The organism is Microbacterium sp. AC026, from assembly GCF_979258475.1.
Genome location: NZ_OZ409857.1, coordinates 3,112,290 through 3,132,752 on the forward strand (window position 1 = coordinate 3,112,290; position 20,463 = coordinate 3,132,752).

Consider the following 20,463-nt stretch of genomic DNA (forward strand, 5'->3'; position numbering starts at 1 on the left):
CCGTGAGGGACGGCGGGCTTCTTCGTGTATCCGGCGCCTGGACTCAGCGTGCGCGCAGATCCTTGCGCAGGATCTTGCCGGATGCCGACTTGGGAATGGCGTCGATGAACTCGACCTGCCTCACCTTCTCATGAGGCGCGACATGGGCGGCGACGTGCGCCATCACCGCATCCGCGTCGAGGTCTGTTCCCTGCTGCGCGACCACGAACGCCTTGGGCACCTCCTGCCCATCCGCGTCGGGCACGCCGATCACGGCCGCATCGGCGATGGCCGGATGCTCGAGCAGGACCGCCTCGAGCACGGCCGGCGCGACCTGGTAGCCCTTGTACTTGATGAGCTCCTTGAGACGGTCGACGATCCGGAAGATGCCGTCGTGCGTCACCGTCGCCACGTCGCCGGTGTGAAGCCAGCCGTCGCTGTCGAGCATCTCGGCCGTCGCATCCGGCCGGTTGAGGTATCCGGCCATCACCTGGGGACCGCGGATCAGGAGCTCGCCGGGGTCGCTTGCGCCCTCGGCCGGCGCAGTGACATCGGAGCCGTCCTCCGCGACGAGACGCGCCTCCGTGTTCGCGAGCAGCATCCCCACGGACGAGCGGTCGATGTCAGGGCGGTCGTACGGGATCGCGTGCGTGACAGGGCTCGTCTCCGTCATTCCGTAACCCTGACAGACCGTGCACCCCAGCCGATCGGCCACCGCGGATGCGAGAGCGCCGTCGAGCGGAGCAGCCCCCGAGAAGATGACCTTGATCGCGGAGGTGTCGTACTGATCGATGAGCGGATGCTTCGCGAGCGCGACGGCGATCGGCGGCGCGATGAAGACCCAGCTCGTCCGGTGCTCCTGCACGACCCGGAGGAACTCCGTCAGATCGAACTTCGGCATCGTGACCAGAGCCGCGCGCTGGCGCAGCGCGAAGTTCAGCAGCACCGTCATCCCGTAGATGTGGAAGAACGGCAGGACGGCGAGTACTCGGTCGTCGTGACGGAGAGAGATCGTCGATCGGCACTGGCTGACGTTCGCGATCAGGTTGCGGTGGGTCAGCATGACGCCCTTGGGCCGCCCGGTCGTGCCCGAGGAGTAGGGGAGTACGGCGAGATGCGTCGCCGGGTCGAAGCTCACTTCGGGAGCGGGGCGACCCTCGCCGAGCAGGGCAGGCAGCGACGGATGCCCCTCGGCGCCGTCGAGGACGATCACATGGTCGTCGGCGAGTCCGACGGCGTCCGCGGCGGCCTTCGCGCCCGGCAGCAGCGGCGAGACGGTGATCAGCCACGTCGCCTCGGCATCGGTCAGCTGGTTCGCGATCTCCTCGGCCGTGTACAGGGAGTTGATCGTGGTCGCCGTCGCTCCTGCCCGCAGGATGCCGTGAAAGACCGTCGCGAAGGCGGGGATGTTGGGACAGAGGACCCCGACCTTCGTCCCGACGTCCACCCCTCGCGCTGCGAGCGCGCCCGCGAAGAGGTCGATCTGGGCGATCAGCTGACGGTAGGTCGTGGTGGCGCCGCTGACTCCGTCGACGAGGGCGACCGCGTCGAGACGGTCTTCCTCGACGTCTCCGAAGAGGAACTGGTGGATCGAGACCGCGGGGATCTCGACATCGGGATAGGAACTGCGCACCATGAGATCTCCTTCGATCCGGGTCATCGACAACGCCGTCTGATGCGATCCAGTGTCGCACAGGAGGAGACCGGGTCCCAGGGGCATGGAGGACACATGACCGAGGTGCCGGTGCGGCGGAGAGTAGGCTGATCCGGTGAGCGATGCAGAGACCCTGACCAGAGGGCCTCGCGCCTATACGGCATTCATCGGAATCGGCCTGATCGCAGGCCTCCTCTCCGGCCTCTTCGGTGTCGGCGGCGGCACGGTGATCGTTCCGCTGCTCGTGCTTTTCCTGCATTTCAATCAGCGTCTCGGCGCCGGCACGTCGCTCGCCGCGATCGTCCCGACGGCGACGGTGGGCGTGATCTCCTACGCGATCAACGGATCGGTGGCGTGGATCCCCGCTCTCATCCTGGCGGCAGGCGCCGTGGTGGGTGCGCAGATCGGCACGCGGCTGCTGCCGAAGATCTCGCAGACGGTGCTGCGCTGGTTCTTCGTCGGCTTCCTGGTGATCGTGATCGTGAGCCTGTTCCTGGTGGTCCCTTCGCGCGACGCCGAGTTCGAGCTGGAGCTGCTCAACGGGCTCGCGCTGCTCGCGGTCGGAGTCGGCACCGGAGTCCTCGCCGGTCTGATCGGTGTGGGCGGGGGCGTGATCGTGGTGCCCGTGCTGATGCTCGCATTCGGTACGAGCGACCTCGTGGCCAAGGGCACGTCGCTGCTCATGATGATCCCGACCGCGATCTCGGGCACCATCGGCAACCTGCGCAATCACAACGTCGATCTCGTTGCCGCGGCGATCGTCGGGGTCTCCGCCTGCACGACCACCGCGCTCGGAGCCTGGCTGGCGACCCTGATCGACCCCACGGTGGGCAACATGCTGTTCGCGGCATACCTCGTGGTGATCGCGGTGCAGATGGCGATGAAGGCGATCCAGGGGCGCAAGAAGAAGGACTGAACGCCCTTAGTTCCGGCTTACGGGCACCGTGCCCCATGACCGAGAAAGTAGGATCGAGGGGTGGCAGTCAACCAAGATCTGGTCGGCCGGGAGTTCCCGCCGACGTCCCCCTACCTCGTCGGCCGTGAGAAGGTGCGTGAGTTCGCGCGTGCCGTCTTCGCCGATGCACCGCAGCACACCGACGTCGAGGCGGCTCGCGCAGCCGGTTTCGCCGACGTCGTCGCGCCCCCGACGTTCGCGATGGTCATCCAGGACCACACTCTCCAGCAGCTCCTCGCTGAACCGGACTCCGGCATCGTCCTGGCGCGCACGATCCACGCCGAGCAGAAGTTCGCGTACTCGCGCCCCATCGTCGCAGGTGACGAGCTCACAGGTCGACTGCGCGTGACCGGCATCCGCATGATGGGCGGCAACGCCATGATCACCAGCGCGGCCGAGATCACGGATGCCGACGGCGAGCACGTCGTCACCGCCACCAGCGTGCTGCTGGTCGGCGCGGAAGAAGGAGCCGAGTGATGCCGTTCGCTGTCGGAGACGTCGTCGCGGAGCGCACCGTCCATCTCACCCGCGAATCGCTCGTGCGGTACGCAGGAGCATCGGGTGACTTCAATCCGATCCACTACCGGGACGACATCGCCGCCGAGGTGGGTCTGCCGGGAGTGCTCGCGCACGGCATGCTCACGATGGGCATCGCGTCGTCGGTGGTCGTCGCGGCTCTCGAACCGGGAACGCGGATTCTCGACTACGGCGTGCGCTTCACCAAGCCGGTCGTGGTGCACCCGACCGAGGGAGCGGACCTCCACGTCATCGCGACCGTCGGTGCCGTCGACGACGAGTCGACTCGGATCGATCTCAAGGTCACGTTCGCTGAGACGACGGTCCTCGTCAAGGCGCAGCTGCGCGTCGCCTCCTGATGGGTGGCGCTGTGCACGAGGTCGAGCCGCTGAGGCTCGCGACTCTCACGACCCTGCGCACGGGAGGCGCCCCGGAGCGCATGCTCGAGGCATCGACCACGGCGGAGCTGATCGACGCGCTCACCGATGTCTGGTCACGCGGCGACGAGTGGTTCGTGCTGGGCGGAGGATCCAACCTGTTCATCGGCGACGAGTCGTTCGAGGGGACGGTCATCCGCGTCCTCACCCGCGGCATCGAGGAGCTGCCCTCGCCGCACGCGGGACGCATCAGGCTGCGTGTGCAGGCGGGGCATGGCTGGGACGATCTCGTCGCCTATGCGGTCGAGCACGGTTACGCCGGTCTCGAGGCGATGAGCGGCATCCCGGGCACCGTCGGCGCCTCACCCGTGCAGAACATCGGGGCGTACGGGCAGGAGATCCAGGAGACCCTGGTCGAGGTCGAGCTGATCGACGAGGCCACCGGCGAGGTGTCGGTGGTGCCGGCATCCGAACTGGGGCTCGGTTTCCGCACCTCCGTGCTCAAGCATCACTACGGCAGCGTGCCGCAGCGTCGGGCCGTCATCCTGTCGGTCACGGTCGACCTTCTCGTCGCTGACGAGCGCGTGGTGCGCGGCGAGCAGCTCAGGAGGGCGCTGGGTCTGGACTCCGACGCCCCGGTGCCGCTGACCTGGGTGCGCGAGCGGATCCTCGCCACCCGCGCCTCGAAGGGGATGCTGCTCGACGAGAACGATCCGGACACCCATGGCGTCGGCTCGTTCTTCCAGAATGCGATCGTGCCGGAGGTCGTGGCCCGTGCTCTGCCGCCCGAGTGCCCGCGGTGGCCGGTGACCCCGGATCTGGATGCCGTCACGGTGATCCCGCTCGCCTCGTACGACGGGTATGTCCCTCCCGCCAAGCCGGAGGCCCCCGACGTCAAGGTGAGCGCAGCGTGGCTGATCGAGCAGGCCGGAATCCGCAAGGGGTTCAAGCTGCCGCGCTCGCGCGCCTCGGTCTCGACGAAGCACGCGCTCGCCCTCACCAACCGGGGCGGGGCGACAGCGGCCGAGGTCTCCGAGCTCGCACGATTCATCCAGAGCCGCGTCCATTCGGAGTTCGGTCTCGTGCTGCAGCCGGAGCCCGTGCTGCTCGGCGTCGAGCTCTGAGTCGCGACGCAGCGAGCCCGCGCCCGCCTGACAACGTCGCCCGTTCGCCGTACACTCGCGGCATGAGCGGACTGATCCCGTACCTGCTGTTTCCCGGAAACGCGGCCGAAGCGCTGGAGCACTACCGTGACGTCTTCGGAGGAGAGCTTCAGCTCGTCGACTATGCCAGTGCGGGTCGTGCAGACGGTCCGGCCGATGCGGTCGCCCACGGGCAGCTCTCAGGACCGGTCGAACTGGCGGGAGCGGATGCCGGCGCGGACGACGATGCCGTGCAGATGAGCGGGATGTTCCTCTCTCTGCTCGGCACCGCCGAGGCGTCGACGCTGACGAGCTGGTTCGACCGGCTGTCAGAGCACGGCCGAGTGACCGACGCCCTGCAGAAGCGCGTGTGGGGCGACTACGACGGCACCGTCACCGACCGCTACGGCATCCGCTGGCTGATCGGCTTCCACGACGAGGAGTGATCTCGTCGCAGACCGGCCTCAGGCGAACAGACGCTGCAGTCGCTGCACACCCTCGAGGAGCTGGTCGTCGCCGAGCGCGTACGACATGCGGATGTACCCGGAGGGACCGAATGCCTCGCCCGGGACGACGGCCACCTCGGCCTGCTCGAGGATGAGGTCGGCGAGCTCGAGCGAGGTCGTCGGCGTCTTGCCGCCCCACGTGCGTCCGAGCAGACCCTGCACGTCGGGGTAGACGTAGAAGGCGCCCAGCGGGTTCGGCACCACGAGTCCGTCGATCTTCGACAGTTCGGACACGATGAGGCGGCGGCGGCGGTCGAACGCCTCGCGGAACTGCTCGGCTTCGGTCTGGGGCCCGTTGAGGGCAGCGATCGCCGCCTTCTGTGCGACGTTGTTGACGTTGCTCGACAGGTGGGACTGCAGGTTCGCGGCGACCTTGATGGCATCCGCCGGTCCGACCATCCAGCCCACGCGCCAGCCGGTCATGGCGTAGGTCTTCGCGACGCCGTTGACGAGGATCGTCTGCCCCGCCACCGCGGGCACGGCCTCGACGATGGAGGTCGCCTTGACGCCCTCATAGGTGAGGTTCTGGTAGATCTCGTCGGAGATGACCCAGATGCCGTGCTCGAGTGCCCACTCGCCGATCGCCGCCGTCTCCTCGGCCGTGTACACGGACCCGGTGGGGTTGGAGGGCGACACGAACACGAGCGCGGTCGTGCGCTCGGTGCGAACAGCCTCGAGCTGGTCGACGGTGACCTTGTAGTCCTGATCGGCGCCCGCGAAGACCTCGACCGGCGTGCCGTCCGCAAGACGGATCGCCTCGGGGTAGGTCGTCCAGTACGGCGCAGGCAGAAGCACTTCGTCTCCCGGGTTCACCACGGCCTGGAACGCCTGGTAGACCGACTGCTTGCCGCCGTTGGTCACGATGACCTGGCTCGGCGAGACCTCGAGGCCGGAGTCACGCAGCGTCTTCGCGGCGATCGCCTCGCGCAGCGCGGGCAGGCCCGGAGCCGGGGTGTACCGGTAGCTGGCGGGATCGGCGAGCGCCTCGGCGGCCGCGTCGACGATGAACTGCGGGGTCGCGAAATCGGGCTCGCCGGCGGCGTACGAGATGATCGGCTTGCCTTCGGCCTTGAGCGCCTTGGCCTTGGCGTCGACCTTGAGGGTCGCGGATTCGGCGATGGCGGAGAGCTTGCGGGAGAGAGGAGCGCGTTCGGTCACGACTACGAGCGTACCCGGGTCGACCTCGCCGATGACGAGTGAATGGTCGTCAAGAATCACGGTTCTTTCGTGCTGATGCTCTCCGCTCAGGCGGTGTGCATGCCGTGCGCGCGCGCAACGGCATCCAGGGTGATGCGGCCGCCCTGGACGTTGAGGCCCCGGGCCAGTGCGGCGTCGTCGGCTGCTGCACGCTCCCACCCCTTGCCGGCGATCGCCGAGACATAGGGGAGCGTGGCGTTGGTCAGTGCGCGCGTGGCCGTCTCGGGCACTGCGCCCGGCATGTTCGCGACGCAGTAGTAGATGGAGTCGTGCACTGCGAACGTCGGGTCGTCGTGCGTCGTGGGGCGCGAGCCTTCGAAGCATCCGCCCTGGTCGATGGCGATGTCGACCAGCACGGATCCGGGCTTCATGGTCGCGACCATGTCGTCGGTCACGAGCTTCGGCGCCGCAGCCCCGGGGATGAGCACGGATCCGATGACCAGGTCGGCCGTCGCGAGCTCTTCGGCGATGTCGTACCGGCTCGACGCGCGAGTCTGCAGAGCACCGCCGTAGCGGTGCTCGAGCTCGCGGAGTCGCGGCAGCGAGATGTCGATGACGGTCACCTGTGATCCGAGCCCGAGCGCGTTCGCGGCCGCGTGCTCACCGGCGACACCGCCGCCGATCACGACGGTCTTGGCGCGCGGTGCGCCCGCGATGCCTCCCATGAGCACGCCCCGTCCTCCTGCGGATCGCATGAGGGAGTATGACCCCATCGTCACGGACAGGCGCCCCGCGATCTCGCTCATCGGCACGAGCAGAGGGAGGCTGCGGTCGGGCAGCTGCACCGTCTCGTAGGCGACGGCGGTGGTGCCCGCGTCGACGAGCGCCGTGGTCAGCGCCCGGTCGGCGGCGAGATGCAGGTAGGTGAAGAGGGTGAGATCCGAGCGCAGGAACCCGTACTCCTGGGCGATCGGCTCCTTGACCTTGATGAGCAGCTCCGCCTCGCCCCAGGTCTCCTCGGCGGTGTCGACGATCTCGGCACCGGCTATCCGGTAGGCCTCATCGGAGATGCCTGAACCGACGCCCGCTCCGGACTGTACGAGCACGCGGTGGCCCTCGTGCACCAGACGGTCTGCGCCTGCGGGGTGAGCGCGGTGCGGTTCTCGTTGTTCTTGACCTCGGTCGGCACGCCGATCTTCATTGATCCTCCAAGTGACGGTTGCGTGAGTGCATTTCAGAATCGCAGAAACTTCGATCATTCGACAGAATGCCTGAAGAAGATTCGCGCTTCGGCTGATTCCTGCATAATCGTTCGTATGGAGACGTCACCCGAAACCCCTCAGCCGAATACCCTTCGGGCGCCGGCGCTCGACGCGATCGATGCGAGGATCGTACAGCTGCTGAGCGCGGACGGTCGGATGACGAACGCCGAGCTCGCGGGTCACCTCGGAGTCGCGCCGTCGACCGCGCACGCGCGTCTGCGCGCACTCGTCGAACGCGGAGTCATCAGCGGCTTCCATGCCAGCGTCGACGAGCGGAAGCTGGGCGCCGGCCTGCAGGCCATCATCGGAGTGAGCCTTCGACCGAGCGCTCGGCGCGAGAGCATCGTCGAGTTCGCCGACCGTGTGCGCGCCCTGCCGCAGGTGATCCAGGTCTTCTTCCTCGGCGGGGACGACGACTTCCTCCTGCACATCGCGGTGGCCGACTCATCGGAGATGCGCGAGTTCGTGCTCGAGCATCTCTCGGCCCAGAGCAGCGTCGCCTCGACCAGGACCAGCATCGTGTTCGACTACCACCGCAACTCGGTGGCTGCGTCGTTCCGCTGACCCGCAAAACGGCTGGCGGCGCGCCGCTGTCGCGGGCGCACGCAACGTATATTGCATGGCTCCTGGCGCGAACCTAGGGTGAGGGCGGGGACGGAGCAGCCGATGCGCACGCGGCGGGCTTCCGCTGGGGGTTGCGATGGGGCGAATGATCGACGACGCGGAGTTGGCCGGCTGGCTCGCCCGGCTTTCGGGCGGACTGTGGTCGTCATCGATCGGAGGCGCCGAGACGCTCGCGTTTCCCTCGTGGTTCTCCGAGCAGGTCATTCGCCTCGACGGTCGAATCGGCATGCTGCAGCTGTCGAACTTCGGCGCGATGAAGGCCGACGACCCGGATGCGTTCGAGGCGGCGCTGCTTCGCAGGTCCATCGGCTCGACCATGCTCTACAGCACCCTCGAGACGGCGCACACCGTGAGCTACGAGCGAGCGATCGCCGAGGACGAGGACATCATCATCGTCGGGATGGTGCAGCAGGGCGGGCAGCGCCTGAACACCGCGGCGGGGGTGCAGGCGATGGGCGTCGGCCGCGTCGGCTTCATGTCGAGCCTGGGCCCATCGGCCGTCGAGCAGTTCGGGGTCACCAACTCGACCGGGGTCGTCGTTCCCGTGGCGGCCCTCCCCGGCTATCGGCACGTCCTCGCTCGAGGGGCCGACATGTTCCCGGACACCCCACTCACCCGGGCAGCGGGAGCCTCGCTCGCGCGGATGCTGTTCGAGTGGGCGCAGGATCCGGATCAGGGTCAGGGGGCGCTCGCCGGCACCGAGGCGGCGCTGATCGCGCTCGTGCGAGGGCTCTTCCGACAGTTCCCCGGCGACGGCGAGACCAGCCGGACGAGTGAGTTCCGCGCGGAGGCGGGGCGCATCATCGAGCGGCGGCATCGTGATCCGGCATTCGGCATCGCAGAGCTCGCCGCCGACCTGCACGTCAGCCGTCGCCAGCTGTTCCGCCTGTATGAAGGTGCCGACGAGAGCCCCGCGAACCGCTTGCTGCGTCGGCGTCTCGTGACGGCGCGCGAAGAGCTGCTGTCGACGCCCCCGCAGGACCTTGCGGCGGTCGCAGCCCGCTCCGGTTTCGCCGACGCGTCCGCGCTTCGGGCCCAGTTCTCCCGGCACGTGGGGCACAGTCCCAGTGCCTTCCGCCTCGCGGCCCGCACGCAGCCGCCGCGTCTCGCCGAGGCGATGCTGCTCAGCGACGAGCAGTCCGCCCCGACCGCCTGACCGAGGCCGGCCCATCGGGCCGACCCGGTCGGGGCTGTCCGTCGCGGACCGACGCGCGCGCCCGCGCGGGCCTGCCGTGTGCTGTCCGGCTGCTTCGCCGACCCCGACAGAGAGTGACACATGATCGCGAATCTGGTGCCAACGCGGGTTCTGCGTGCCGGGCCGAGCGCACCGGGTGACGCAACGTCCTGCGGCGCTTCCGGATCGTCGGAGCCGCTCCTAACCTGAACCTGCCCGTGTCCCCAGGCGGGCCATGACGGCAGATCGCGACGGAGCTCCGCTCCTGGCGCATCGGCCGTCACGGCTTCCGGACGCGGCGGGATCGCCCGTCCGGAAGTTCGGGGGACAGGCGCGAAAGCGTCGGGCATGACGGACCACCTGCGCGAGGGCGCGGGTGGACGTGCGGGTGCTTCGGTCAGGGGAGACCGGGGCACCCGCGAATCCCCCTCGGTGTCACGCGCCGAACGAGGAAGGCAGCGCGCAGTAGTCGGCGAAACGCCGCGTCGGAGCCGCCGGGTCCGTCACGTCGACGATCGCGCCGGCGATCGAGTGCGGGGACTCATCACCGGCGAGCTGCCACACGATGAAGTTCCAGAGGCCCCTCGCCGTCGGGCTGAGCAGCGCTGCCGGGCCCGAGACGATCAGGACCGTCGCCGGATCGGAGCCGGCGCGGAATGGAGCGATCACGTCGCCGCGCAACGCCGCTTCATCGGCATCCGCGCTGTGCGCACGCTCGACGTGCTGCCCGGCGGCGGTCAGCGCCGTCGCGAGGTCGTCCGCCGCTCGACGCGAGCGCTCGGCATCCGCTCCGGCGACCGCGATCAGTCGGCGCCCTCGCGGGTAGAGGTGAAGGAACTCGGACGAGATGTCGGACCACACGTCGCTCATGTTCTCAGGCTACGCCCGCCGGCGACGGCGGGCTCCGGCGGTCCTCCGCATCACGCACGAGGAGCCCCTCGGCTGCCGATGGCGGCATCCGAGGGGCTCCTCGTCAGAGTCTCAGGCCTCCTCGACGAGGAACCTGCTGTAGGCGCCGAGCGTGAGGAACGCCGGGAACTCCTCCTGCAGGGCGACGTCGCGGAACACCGAGGCGGCATCGTCGAACCTGTCGCCGTCGTGCCGGTCGACCTCGCCGAGGATCTCCGCGATCAGGCTCTCGACGTAGTCGGCGGTGATCGCGGTGCCGTCCTCGGTGGAGCGGTCCTGGTGGATCCACTGCCACACCTGCGAACGGCTGATCTCCGCCGTCGCGGCATCCTCCATCAGGTTGTCGATCGCCACGGCGCCGAGCCCTCGCAGCCATGCCTCGAGGTAGCGGATCGCCACCGACACGTTGTCGCGCACGCCCTGCGCGGTGATCGGCCGCCCGATGTGCAGGTCGAGCAGCTGCGACGCGGTCACCATGACCTCGGGGCGCTGGCGGCCGACCTGGTTCGGGTGGTCGCCGAGCACGGCGTCGAACTCCGCCAGCGCTGTGGGGATCAGATCGGGGTGCGCGACCCACGTGCCGTCGAAGCCGTCGCCGGCCTCGCGCTTCTTGTCGGCGGAGACCTTCTCGATCGCCCGCTCGGTCACCTCGGGGTCGCGGCGGTTCGGGATGAAGGCGCTCATGCCGCCGATCGCGTAGGCGCCCCGCTTGTGGCAGGTCTGCACGAGCAGCTCGGTGTACGCCCGCATGAACGGCACCGTCATCGTGACCTCACTGCGGTCGGGGAGCACGAAACGCGCGCCGCGGCCGCGGTAGTTCTTGATGATCGAGAAGATGTAGTCCCAGCGCCCGGCGTTGAGACCCGCGCAGTGGTCGCGCAGCTCGTAGAGGATCTCGTCCATCTCGAAGGCCGCGGGCAGGGTCTCGATCAGCACGGTCGCGCGGACGGTGCCGTGCGGGATGCCGATGTACTCCTCGCTGAAGGAGAACACGTCGTCCCACAGCTTCGCCTCCTCGCTCGACTCGATCTTCGCGATGTAGAAGTAGGGGCCCCGACCGTTCGCGATGAGCTCCTGCGCGTTGTGGAAGAAGTACAGGCCGAAGTCGACGAGCGAGCCGGATGCCGCCGTGCGGCGCCCCGCGCGGTCGGTGAACTGCAGGTGCTTCTCCGGCAGATGCCAGCCACGCGGACGCATCACGATCGTCGGTGTGCGCTCGGCGGTGACGTGGTACTCCTTGCCTTCGGGGGAGCGGAAGGACAGCTCGCCGCGGATCGCGTCGCGCAGCGACAGCTGCCCCTCGACGACGTTCTTCCAGGTCGGACTCGTGGCATCCTCCTGGTCGGCGAGCCACACGCGAGCACCCGAGTTCAGTGCGTTGATCGTCATCTTCGGGTCGGTCGGACCCGTGATCTCGACGCGGCGGTCCTCGAGACCCGGCCCCGCGCCTGCGACCCGCCAGTCGGCATCCGCGCGGATGTGCGCGGTGTCGTCGCGGAAGCGCGGGTCGTGGCCGTTGCCGATCTCGAACCGACGGCGCATCCGATCGGCGAGCCGATCGTGGCGGCGCGAGGCGAACCGGTGGTGCAGCTCGGTGAGGAACGCGATCGCCTCGGGGGTGAGGATCTCGTCGTAGCGGTCGCGGAGCGGACCGGTGACCGCGATCGCCGGACCCTGCTGCGTGGTCTGGATCGGAGCCGTGTTCGGGCTGGTGGTCGGGGGAGCGGTGGGAGTGGTCATGATCGTGTGTCCTTCACAAGTGGCTCAGTGGAACTGCGCGGCTTCGGTGGAGCCGGCGAGTGCGAGGGTCGCGCTGTCGGGGTTGAGCGCGGTCGAGATGACGTCGAAGTAGCCGGTGCCCGCCTCGCGCTGGTGCTTGGTGGCGGTGTAGCCGTTCGCCTCCGCGGCGAACTCGGCCTCCTGCAGCTCGACGTACGCGCTCATGGCGCGTTCGGCGTAGCCACGGGCGAGGTCGAACATCGAGTGGTTCAGGGCGTGGAAGCCGGCGAGTGTGATGAACTGGAACTTGTAGCCCAGGTCAGCCAGCTCCTGCTGGAACGTCGCGATCTCGGCGTCCGACAGGTGGCGCTTCCAGTTGAAGCTCGGTGAGCAGTTGTAGGCGAGCAGCTTGCCCGGGAACTCGGCATGGATCGCGGCGGCGAACTCACGTGCCAGCTCGATGTCGGGTTCTCCCGTCTCGACCCACAGCAGATCGGCGTACGGCGCGAAGGCGAGGCCTCGGCTGATGACCGACTCGATGCCGGGGCGGATGCGGTAGAAGCCCTCGGTCGTGCGCTCGCCGGTGGTGAACTGCTGGTCGCGCTCGTCGACATCGCTGGTGAGCAGGTCGGCCGCGAGAGCATCCGTCCTGGCGATGATCACCGTCGGGACTCCGGCCACGTCGGCGGCGAGACGCGCGGCGTTCAGGGTGCGGATGTGCTGCTGCGTCGGCACGAGCACCTTTCCGCCGAGGTGGCCGCACTTCTTCTCGCTCGCGAGCTGGTCCTCCCAGTGGATGGCTGCGGCACCGGCCTGGATCAGCGACTGCGCGAGCTCGTAGGCGTTGAGCGGTCCTCCGAAGCCCGCCTCGGCGTCGGCGACGATCGGCGCGAGCCAGTCCTGCGTGACGTCGCCCTCGGCGTGCTCGAGCTGGTCCTGACGGATCAGCGCGTTGTTGATGCGACGCACGACCGCGGGCACCGAGTTGGCGGGGTACAGCGACTGGTCGGGGTAGGTCTGACCGGCGAGGTTGCCGTCGGCCGCGACCTGCCAGCCCGAGAGGTAGATGGCCTTGAGGCCCGCCCGCACCTGCTGCACCGCCTGCCCGCCTGTGTAGGCGCCCAGTGCCCGGACGTAGTCCTCGGTGTGCAGCAGGTTCCACAGGTTCTCGGCTCCGCGGTGCGCGAGCGTCGCGTCCTCGCGGACCGAGCCGCGGACGCGGATGACGTCCTCTGCCGTGTACGTGCGCTCGACGCCGTCCCAGCGGGGATCCGTCTCCCAGATCTCCCGGAGCTCGGCGGCCGTCTGAACCTGGTCCCCGGCGCGCAGCCCTGCGGGGCGAGGGGTGTGGTTCTGGGCGGTGTTCGTCATGGTGTCTCCTCCGTTGGATGCCCGGATCGTGAAGCCGGGTGGCGTGTTTCCACTGTGTGTGAAGTTCGCACCCTTCGATGGCCGATTGGGGAGTGAAGATCAGCCGAAATTCTGTTTCTGTGACAGAATCGGCCGCATGAGCACTCCAGCGGTCGAAGAAGACGCCGACGCCCTCACGATCGGACGCCGCATCCGTCAGCTGCGCACGGCGCGCGGGATGACCCTCGACGACCTCGCGGCGGCGGTCGATCGAGCGCCCAGCCAGATGTCGATGATCGAGACGGGCAAGCGCGAGCCCAAGCTCACGCAGCTGCAGTCGATCGCGCGCGCTCTCGGCGTCACGATCGACGCGCTGCTCGAGGGCGAGCCGCTCGATGAACGCAGTGCGATCGAGATCGCCCTCGAACGGGCCATGAAGGGGCAGACCTTCCAGGCTCTCGGCATCGAGCCCTTCCGGATCGCGAAGAGCATGCCGACGGACGCGCTCAAGGCCCTGCTCGCACTGCACGGCGAGATCGACCGGCTCAAGGATGAGCGCGCGGCCACTCCCGAGGAGGCCAGGCGCGCGAACGTCGAGCTCCGCCACCTCATGCGGCGGCAGGACAACCACTTCGCCGATCTCGAGACGAAGGCGGCGGAGATCCTCGCGGCGGTCGGGCACCCTGGCGGACCCTCACCCAGCGGACTGCCTCCGAGATCGCCGCGTACCTCGGATTCACCCTGCACTACGCCCCGGACCTGCCGCAGACCACCCGCAGCGTCGCCGACCTCGCGAACGGACGTCTGTACCTCTCGAGCAGCGTCCCGGCCAAGGGCGACGCACGGACCGCGGTGCTGCAGGCGCTGTCCAGCCGCATCCTCGGTCACTCCGAGCCGCGCAGCTATGCCGAGTTCCTGCGCCAGCGCGTCGAGACGAACTACCTCACCGGGGCGCTGCTGGTGCCGGAGGCCCACGTCGTGCCGGCGCTGAAGGATGCGAAGACGCGCAGGGCGATCTCGATCGAGGATCTGCGCGACGCGTACTCGGTGTCGTACGAGACCGCTGCGCACCGATTCACGAACCTCGCGACGCGCCACCTCGACATCCCCGTGCACTTCCTCAAGGTGCACGAGTCGGGCACGATCACGAAGGCGTACGAGAACGATGACGTGAACTTCCCGACCGATCGCCTCGGATCGATCGAGGGGCAGATGTGCTGCCGCCGATGGACCAGCCGCGTGGTGTTCGACGAGGACGACCGCTTCAACCCGTACTACCAGTACACGGACACGGGCAACGGCACCTACTGGTGCACGGCCCGCGTCGAGGCGTCGAGTGAGGGACTGCACTCGGTCAGCGTCGGCGTGCGATTCGACGACACGAAGTGGTTCGTCGGGCGCGACACCCCGCATCGCGGAGTCTCGAAGCACTCGGTCGAGGTGTGCTGCCGGCGGGCGCCCGCCGACCTCGAAGGGCGGTGGCGTGAGAACTCCTGGCCGAACGTCAGGACCCCGCGCACTCTGCTCGCCACACTGCCGACCGGGGCCTTCCCGGGCGTCGACACGACGGATGTGTACGAATTCCTCGAGGCGCACGCGCCGCGCTGAGCGCCCGTACGCGCCGCGCTGAGCGCCCGCACGCGCCGTCGATTCCGGTCGCCTTCCTGTCACGAGGAGGGGGTTGAGCGAACAACGAACACGTGTTAGGTTTTCGCAGGTCGGAGCGCCGCGCTCGGCGGCGCCGTTCTCGATGAGGAGACACGATGAAGCGATGGATGAGCACGCTGGCGACGATCGGACTCGTGACTGCGGGCCTGACGGTCGCCGGGCCCGCGACGGCCGGCGGTGGACGCCCCGGCACCGGTGACCTGAACCGCTGGGCGGTGGACACCTGGCACTCCCTCGACGCGATGACCGATGAGGAGACCGGCCTTCCCGCCGACAACGTGAGCGGCGACCTCGAGACGCCGAGCGCCTACACCTCGCCGACGAACATCGGCGGATACCTGTGGTCGACGGTCACGGCTCGCGACCTCGGAGTCATCAGCGACGAGGAGGCGCGCGATCGCATGTCGACGACGCTGGAGACGCTCGGAACCCTCGAGCGCAACGACGCCAGCGGCATGTTCTACAACTGGTACTCGCCGACGACCGGCGAGAAGCTCACGACATGGCCCGACTCGGGAGACCCGGTGCACCCGTTCCTCAGCACGGTCGACAACGGGTGGCTCGCCGCCGCACTGCGCATCGTCCGCGAAGCGGAGCCCGACCTCGCGCAGCAGGCGGACGCGCTGTACGACTCCATGGACTTCGCGGCGTTCTTCGACCCCGAAGGCGCGGCAGGACTCCCTGCAGGCACGAACCGCGGGGGCTTCTGGGATGCGGCTCCGCCGGACTGCAGCGTCGAGGCGCCGATGTACAACGGCTCGGGGGACACCGCGTTCTACACGTGCCACCACTACGACACGACCGTGAGCGAGAGCCGCATCGCGACCTACCTCGGCATCGCGAACGGTCAGATCCCGGCCACGGCCCTGTACGGCACGCATCGCACGATGCCTCCCGGGTGCGACTGGGCGTGGCAGGAGCAGCTCCCTCAGGGCGAGTACCGCACCTATGACGGCGTCGAGGTGTGGGAGGGCGCCTACGCATATGACGGGATGTCGTTCGTGCCGAGCTGGGGCGGCAGCATGTTCGAGTCGCTGATGCCCGACCTGCTCGTGCCGGAGACCACGTGGGGTCCGCGTTCGTGGAAGCTCAACCACCCGATCACCGTCGCCGTGCAGAAGCAGCACGGGCTGGACGAGGCCGGATACGGCTATTGGGGCTTCTCGCCCGCGAGCGACCCGTTCGGCGGGTACGCGGAGTACGGGGTCGACGTAGCCGGGATGCGGGCGGACGGGTACACCTCGGACGCGGAGAAGACCGACGTCGACATCGACAGGCCCGGATGCACCACGGGGACCGATCCCGCTCCGGAGTTCGGTGACGGGGTCGTGACGCCGCACGCCGCGTTCCTGGCGCTTCCGTACGATCGCACGGGCGCGCTCGACAACCTGCGCGGCATCGAGACGGACCTCGGCGCCTACGGCCCCGGCGGGTTCTTCGACGCGGTGGCGGTGAAGAGCGGCACGATCGCCGAGCGCTACCTGTCGCTCGACCAGTCGATGATCATGGCCGCGATCGGCAACGAGCTCACGAAAGATACACTCAAGGACTACTTCGTGGATCGCGACATGGAGCAGCGCCTGCGGCCCGCCATGCGGCAGCAGGTGTTCGGCTCGTCGTGGGGAACGGGGAACGGCCACCACGGCTGAGGTCCGCGCTTTCGCGCCGAGAGACAGGACGGGCGCATGAGCACGGATGAGCAGCCGATGGCGGCGCGACGGCCCCGCGGTCCCTACGCCACCGGCCAGGCGCGCAGGCAGGCGATCGTCGACGAAGCGCTCGCGGTGTTCTCCCGCACGGGATTCCACGGTGGATCCCTGCGGGAGATCGCGAAGCGCGTCGGCGTGACGCCGACCGGCCTGCTGCACCATTTCGCGGGCAAGGAGGAGCTCTTCGCCGAGGTGCTCCACCAACGTGACGAGAAGGTGCGAGAGGCGGCGGGCGACCCTGCCGAGCACACCCTGATCGAACAGGCCACGCGCGTCGTCGCGCACAACCAGACCTCGCGGGGTCTCACCGCCCTCTACGCGATCGTCTCGGCGGAGGCCACAGACCCCGGCCACCCGTCGCACGCCGACTTCGCCGCCCGATACCGCGAGCGCGCCGTGGCCGCAGAAGAGATCCTGCGGCGAGGTCAGGCCGACGGAGAGGTGCGCGAGGACATCGACCCCGCTCGGGCGGCCCGGCTGATCAGCGCGGTCATGGACGGCATCCAGCTCCAGTGGCTCCTCGACGATTCCGTCGACATGGTCCCGCTCTTCGAGGAGTTCGTCGGCCGCTACCTTCACCCCGCTGAACGACGGCCCGACTGAAGGGCGCGCGGATGGCGGAGGCCCGGCATCCGCCACCCCGCCGGGCGGGGACCGCCGGCCGTTCGGTCGAGGACCCCGGTTCAGTCCCGTGCGGTCTGCAGCAGCGTCCACAGCTCGGCGCGGGCGGGGAACGACGAGAGGTCGCTTCCCAGGAGCGCTCCGGCCTGGGCGATCCGCGACCGCAGCGTGTGGCGGTGCACACCGAGTGCCGCCGCCGCAGGATCCGCCTTCGCATCGTGCTCGAGCCAGGTGCGCAGCGACCGTTCGAGGTCGCCGCCGGATCGCGCGTCGTGGTCGCGGATCGGCGCGAGCCGCGATTCGGCGACCAGCCGGGCCTCATCCGTGGCCAGTGCGCTGAGGATGCTGGATCCGGCGGCATCGGCGAAGTGGAACACCCCGGCGCCGGACTGCTGGCGCAGCGCCGCGAGCGCCTGTGCGTGGGCTCGGGAGAACGCGTCGTACGACTCGGAACCGGACGCGCCGATGCGGATGCCGAACCGGGTGGCGACCTCGTCGAGCAGTGCGTCATCGGCCATGGACAGGCAGAGCACCACGCCCTCGGATGATTCGGCGAGGAAGCTGGCGGTGCCGTGCTCGGCCCTGCGCCGATCCCACCAGTCGGCGAACGGGCCGGTCGGAGCATCCGCGGCGATCGCGACCACCACGGGTGCAGAGGGCATCGAGCCGAGGACCTTCCGCGCGAGGGACGGATCGTCGTCGAGCAGCGAGCTCAGCAGCTGCGAGTTCAGCCGACGCTTGCTGCGGGCGAGCTGGTCGCTCTGCTCGAGCGCGAGTCCGGCCATCGCGATCACCGACGTCACGACCGTGCGCGCCTCGGCGTCGAGCGCATCGACAGCCAACGCGATCACCCCCCGCAGGTGTCCGCCGCGCCCCACCGTGAAGAGCGTGAACGTCTGATCGTCGATCGTGAGCGACTGCCCGGCCTCGAGCCCACGGGTGAGGATCTCGGTGACCCGTTCGCCGAGCTCGGTCAGTCGTCCTGCAGTGACGGCCGATCGGGGTGCGACAGCTGCAGGGCGCCGGACGCGTCGTACATTCCGGCCCAGACATCCAGACGGCGGCCGAGCTCTGCGACGGTCGCGTCGAGTCCGCGGGGGCGCAGCGCGGCCAGTGCGAGTGCGCGCTGGGTGTCGAGCGCCCACGACCTGCGGGCGTAGGCCTGCGCCGCGATCGCTTCGGAGTGCGCGCGGGCGACGGCGATGAAGGGCGTGCGATAGGGGACTTCGAAGAGGGGATCCCGCGGCGTGCGCACTCGAGGATCAGCTCGTCGGGGATCGCGGCACGGTGCACGTCCGTGCCGAATCCGAGGCCGAGCACCCCGCGATCCGCCAGCCGCCCGACGTAGACGTCGAAATCGGTGCCGACGTCGAACTGGGTGCCCGTCGTCAGCAGTGCGAGGTCCTCGGCGAGGAACGGCGTCGGGTCGGCGAGGTCGGAGCTGTGCACCCACCGCAGGGGGCGATCGAGGGCGCCGTCCGGAAGGCCGTGCGCGTCCGAGATCAGCACGAGCCCGAGATCGCGGCGCCGGAAGAGAGCGCGCAGCGTGGGCTGTTCGGCGTCGTCCATGCGCTGCGGTCCTCTCGGCATCCGGATCAGCGCTTATACGGTCGGGCGATGATCTCTCCCAGATTGTACAGCCGGGCGAATGCGCCGACGTCGGATGCGGTCGTACGCTCACGGACATGGCTCTCCTCGACACCGCAGCTGTTGCAGTCCCGCTCGGCGGACCCGACCTCCCCCAGGAGCGTCGTCTCGTCACCGACCTTCCCGGCCCCCGCTCGGCCGAGATCCTCGCCCGCAAGGCCGATGCCGTCGCCGCCGGCGTCGGGCACACAGTTCCCGTCGCGGCCGTCGCCGCCGGCGGGGAGTGGTCGTGGATGCCGACGGCAACTCGCTGATCGACCTCGGCTCCGGCATCGCCGTGACGACCGTCGGCAACGCGCACCCCAAGATCGCCGCAGCCGTGGCCGCGCAGGCCGCGCAGTTCACGCACACCTGCTTCATGATCTCGCCGTACGAGTCGTACATCGGTGTCGCCGAAGCGCTCAACCGCCTCACTCCCGGCGACTTCGCCAAGAAGAGCGCCCTGTTCAACTCCGGCGCCGAGGCCGTCGAGAACGCGATCAAGATCGCCCGCAAGCACACCGGTCGCCAGGCCGTCGTCGCCTTCGACCACGGCTACCACGGCCGCACCAACCTCACCATGGCGCTGACCGCGAAGTCGATGCCGTACAAGAGCGGCTTCGGCCCGTTCGCCCCCGAGGTGTACCGTGCGCCGATGTCGTACCCGTTCCGCGACGGTCTCGACGGCGCAGAGGCCGCCGCCCGCGTGATCCTGCAGCTCGAGAAGCAGATCGGCGCCGACAACCTCGCCGCCGTCATCATCGAGCCGATCCAGGGAGAGGGCGGCTTCATCGTCCCGGCGGAGGGCTTCCTCCCGGCGATCGCCTCGTGGTGCCGCGCGAACGGCGTCGTGTTCATCGCCGACGAGGTGCAGACCGGCTTCGCCCGCACCGGCCACATGTTCGCGAGCGAGATCTTCGGCATCGAGCCCGACCTCATCACGACCGCCAAGGGCATCGCGGGCGGTCTGCCGCTCGCCGCCGTCACGGGGCGCTCCGAGATCATGGACGCCTCGCACGCAGGCGGCCTCGGCGGCACCTACGGCGGAAACCCCATCGCCTGCGCCGCGGCGCTCGCCGCGATCGATGTGTTCGAGAACGACGGCGTGATCGAGCGCGCTCGCGAGATCGGCGAGATCCTCACGGCACGCCTCGGAGCCATGCAGGAGAAGGACGCCCGCATCGGAGACATTCGCGGCCACGGCGCCATGATCGCCGCCGAGTTCGTCGACCCCGAGACCAACGCGCCCGACGCCGCCCTCACCTCCGCGGTCGCCAAGGCCTGCGTCGCGCAGGGCGTCATCGTCCTGACGTGCGGCACCTACGGCAACGTCATCCGGTTCCTCCCGCCGCTCTCGATCGGCGACGACCTCCTGAACGAGGGCCTCGACGTCGTCGCGGCCGCGCTCGCCGCCACCGCGGGCTGACAGACCAGCAGTCGCGGTTCGTCCGCGACTGCCACCACACGTCCGGCCGCGACGAGGATCGGGGGATTTCGAGTCGCGGCCGGCACAACCTTTCCAATGAAGGAGAAGC

The 20,463-nt window shown here is 69.1% G+C and carries 16 protein-coding genes and 4 pseudogenes; 11 read left to right on the forward strand and 9 right to left on the reverse strand.

Translation table 11 applies throughout. From position 1 onward, the window contains the following. Positions 1-43: 43 nt before the first annotated feature. Positions 44-1,615 carry an AMP-binding protein gene (locus ACZZ93_RS15770; protein ID WP_463511539.1) on the reverse strand — a complete coding sequence of 524 codons (1,572 nt, stop codon included), beginning with the start codon at positions 1,613-1,615 and terminating at the stop codon, positions 44-46. A 133-nt stretch (positions 1,616-1,748) separates the two neighbouring features. Here ACZZ93_RS15770 and ACZZ93_RS15775 point away from each other — a divergent pair, with 133 nt between their 5' ends. The 5 genes from ACZZ93_RS15775 to ACZZ93_RS15795 all read left to right on the forward strand — a co-directional run bounded on the left by ACZZ93_RS15775 (position 1,749) and on the right by ACZZ93_RS15795 (position 5,069). Next, on the forward strand, positions 1,749-2,549 hold the full coding sequence (locus ACZZ93_RS15775) for a sulfite exporter TauE/SafE family protein (protein ID WP_463511540.1): 801 nt from the start codon (positions 1,749-1,751) through the stop codon (positions 2,547-2,549). Positions 2,550-2,609: 60 nt separating this feature from the next. After that, positions 2,610-3,065: an FAS1-like dehydratase domain-containing protein gene (locus ACZZ93_RS15780; RefSeq protein WP_056279753.1), complete on the forward strand. Its 456-nt coding sequence runs from the start codon at positions 2,610-2,612 to the stop codon at positions 3,063-3,065. Continuing rightward, positions 3,065-3,463 carry a MaoC/PaaZ C-terminal domain-containing protein gene (locus ACZZ93_RS15785; protein ID WP_056279756.1) on the forward strand — a complete coding sequence of 133 codons (399 nt, stop codon included), beginning with the start codon at positions 3,065-3,067 and terminating at the stop codon, positions 3,461-3,463. The genes ACZZ93_RS15780 and ACZZ93_RS15785 overlap by 1 nt, the downstream gene beginning before the upstream one ends. Beyond that, positions 3,463-4,605, forward strand: a complete 1,143-nt coding sequence (locus tag ACZZ93_RS15790; RefSeq protein ID WP_463511541.1) for a UDP-N-acetylmuramate dehydrogenase — start codon at positions 3,463-3,465, stop codon at positions 4,603-4,605. Before ACZZ93_RS15785 ends, ACZZ93_RS15790 begins: the two co-directional genes overlap by 1 nt. A gap of 62 nt (positions 4,606-4,667) precedes the next feature. Next, a complete protein-coding gene (locus ACZZ93_RS15795) occupies positions 4,668-5,069 on the forward strand; it encodes a VOC family protein (protein WP_463511542.1) in 402 nt (133 codons plus the stop codon). Between the two features lie 18 nt (positions 5,070-5,087). Here the strand turns inward: ACZZ93_RS15795 and ACZZ93_RS15800 are convergent, their stop codons facing one another. Further along, positions 5,088-6,287 (reverse strand): pyridoxal phosphate-dependent aminotransferase, encoded by a 1,200-nt coding sequence (locus tag ACZZ93_RS15800; RefSeq protein ID WP_463511543.1) that lies wholly within the window; start codon positions 6,285-6,287, stop codon positions 5,088-5,090. 86 nt (positions 6,288-6,373) lie between these two features. Continuing rightward, positions 6,374-7,467, reverse strand: a pseudogene (gene ald / locus ACZZ93_RS15805) (alanine dehydrogenase). A 115-nt stretch (positions 7,468-7,582) separates the two neighbouring features. On the opposite strand from ald, the gene ACZZ93_RS15810 reads away from it, so the two are divergent. Further along, positions 7,583-8,092: an Lrp/AsnC family transcriptional regulator gene (locus ACZZ93_RS15810; protein WP_053097462.1), complete on the forward strand. Its 510-nt coding sequence runs from the start codon at positions 7,583-7,585 to the stop codon at positions 8,090-8,092. A 145-nt stretch (positions 8,093-8,237) separates the two neighbouring features. Continuing rightward, on the forward strand, positions 8,238-9,308 hold the full coding sequence (locus ACZZ93_RS15815) for a helix-turn-helix domain-containing protein (protein WP_463499581.1): 1,071 nt from the start codon (positions 8,238-8,240) through the stop codon (positions 9,306-9,308). A 453-nt stretch (positions 9,309-9,761) separates the two neighbouring features. Here ACZZ93_RS15815 and ACZZ93_RS15820 read toward each other — a convergent pair whose 3' ends face one another. From ACZZ93_RS15820 to aceA, 3 genes are all read right to left on the reverse strand, one after another. Beyond that, positions 9,762-10,196, reverse strand: a complete 435-nt coding sequence (locus ACZZ93_RS15820; protein ID WP_463511544.1) for a hypothetical protein — start codon at positions 10,194-10,196, stop codon at positions 9,762-9,764. 111 nt (positions 10,197-10,307) lie between these two features. Beyond that, complete coding sequence (gene aceB / locus ACZZ93_RS15825; protein WP_463511545.1) at positions 10,308-11,975, reverse strand: malate synthase A; 1,668 nt, start codon at positions 11,973-11,975, stop codon at positions 10,308-10,310. Between the two features lie 24 nt (positions 11,976-11,999). Further along, a complete protein-coding gene (gene aceA, locus ACZZ93_RS15830; RefSeq protein ID WP_056279769.1) occupies positions 12,000-13,325 on the reverse strand; it encodes an isocitrate lyase in 1,326 nt (441 codons plus the stop codon). 136 nt (positions 13,326-13,461) lie between these two features. Here aceA and ACZZ93_RS15835 point away from each other — a divergent pair. From ACZZ93_RS15835 to ACZZ93_RS15845, 3 genes and pseudogenes are all read left to right on the forward strand, one after another. Then, positions 13,462-14,912: pseudogene (locus ACZZ93_RS15835) on the forward strand (helix-turn-helix domain-containing protein). Positions 14,913-15,067: 155 nt separating this feature from the next. Next, the gene (locus ACZZ93_RS15840; protein ID WP_056279770.1) at positions 15,068-16,621 is read left to right on the forward strand and encodes a glucoamylase family protein; all 1,554 of its coding nucleotides are present in this window, start codon (positions 15,068-15,070) and stop codon (positions 16,619-16,621) included. A gap of 36 nt (positions 16,622-16,657) precedes the next feature. Continuing rightward, positions 16,658-17,284, forward strand: a complete 627-nt coding sequence (locus ACZZ93_RS15845; protein ID WP_056279772.1) for a TetR/AcrR family transcriptional regulator — start codon at positions 16,658-16,660, stop codon at positions 17,282-17,284. A gap of 80 nt (positions 17,285-17,364) precedes the next feature. On the opposite strand, the gene ACZZ93_RS15850 is transcribed toward ACZZ93_RS15845, so the two are convergent. From ACZZ93_RS15850 to ACZZ93_RS15860, 3 genes and pseudogenes are all read right to left on the reverse strand, one after another. Further along, entirely contained in the window at positions 17,365-18,144 is a 780-nt protein-coding gene (locus ACZZ93_RS15850) for a PucR family transcriptional regulator (RefSeq protein ID WP_463511546.1), read from the reverse strand. A gap of 131 nt (positions 18,145-18,275) precedes the next feature. Further along, positions 18,276-18,557 carry a hypothetical protein gene (locus ACZZ93_RS15855; RefSeq protein ID WP_463511547.1) on the reverse strand — a complete coding sequence of 94 codons (282 nt, stop codon included), beginning with the start codon at positions 18,555-18,557 and terminating at the stop codon, positions 18,276-18,278. 38 nt (positions 18,558-18,595) lie between these two features. Continuing rightward, positions 18,596-18,892 (reverse strand): annotated as a pseudogene (locus tag ACZZ93_RS15860) (PucR family transcriptional regulator ligand-binding domain-containing protein); the annotation flags it as partial. Between the two features lie 95 nt (positions 18,893-18,987). On the opposite strand from ACZZ93_RS15860, the pseudogene gabT reads away from it, so the two are divergent. After that, a pseudogene (gabT, locus tag ACZZ93_RS15865) lies at positions 18,988-20,354 on the forward strand (4-aminobutyrate--2-oxoglutarate transaminase). The last annotated feature ends 109 nt before the right edge of the window (positions 20,355-20,463 follow it).

What these genes read in the sequence shown, in the direction of transcription:
- ACZZ93_RS15795 (WP_463511542.1), top strand. Translation starts at nt 4,668, where the DNA reads ATGAGCGGACTGATCCCGTACCTGCTGTTTCCCGGAAACGCGGCCGAA.
- ACZZ93_RS15815 (WP_463499581.1), top strand. Translation starts at nt 8,238, where the DNA reads ATGATCGACGACGCGGAGTTGGCCGGCTGGCTCGCCCGGCTTTCGGGC.
- ACZZ93_RS15785 (WP_056279756.1), top strand. Translation starts at nt 3,065, where the DNA reads ATGCCGTTCGCTGTCGGAGACGTCGTCGCGGAGCGCACCGTCCATCTC.
- aceB (WP_463511545.1), bottom strand. Translation starts at nt 11,975, where the DNA reads ATGACCACTCCCACCGCTCCCCCGACCACCAGCCCGAACACGGCTCCG.
- ACZZ93_RS15845 (WP_056279772.1), top strand. Translation starts at nt 16,658, where the DNA reads ATGAGCACGGATGAGCAGCCGATGGCGGCGCGACGGCCCCGCGGTCCC.
- aceA (WP_056279769.1), bottom strand. Translation starts at nt 13,325, where the DNA reads ATGACGAACACCGCCCAGAACCACACCCCTCGCCCCGCAGGGCTGCGC.
- ACZZ93_RS15790 (WP_463511541.1), top strand. Translation starts at nt 3,463, where the DNA reads ATGGGTGGCGCTGTGCACGAGGTCGAGCCGCTGAGGCTCGCGACTCTC.
- ACZZ93_RS15820 (WP_463511544.1), bottom strand. Translation starts at nt 10,196, where the DNA reads ATGAGCGACGTGTGGTCCGACATCTCGTCCGAGTTCCTTCACCTCTAC.
- ACZZ93_RS15770 (WP_463511539.1), bottom strand. Translation starts at nt 1,615, where the DNA reads ATGGTGCGCAGTTCCTATCCCGATGTCGAGATCCCCGCGGTCTCGATC.
- ACZZ93_RS15840 (WP_056279770.1), top strand. Translation starts at nt 15,068, where the DNA reads ATGAAGCGATGGATGAGCACGCTGGCGACGATCGGACTCGTGACTGCG.
- ACZZ93_RS15810 (WP_053097462.1), top strand. Translation starts at nt 7,583, where the DNA reads ATGGAGACGTCACCCGAAACCCCTCAGCCGAATACCCTTCGGGCGCCG.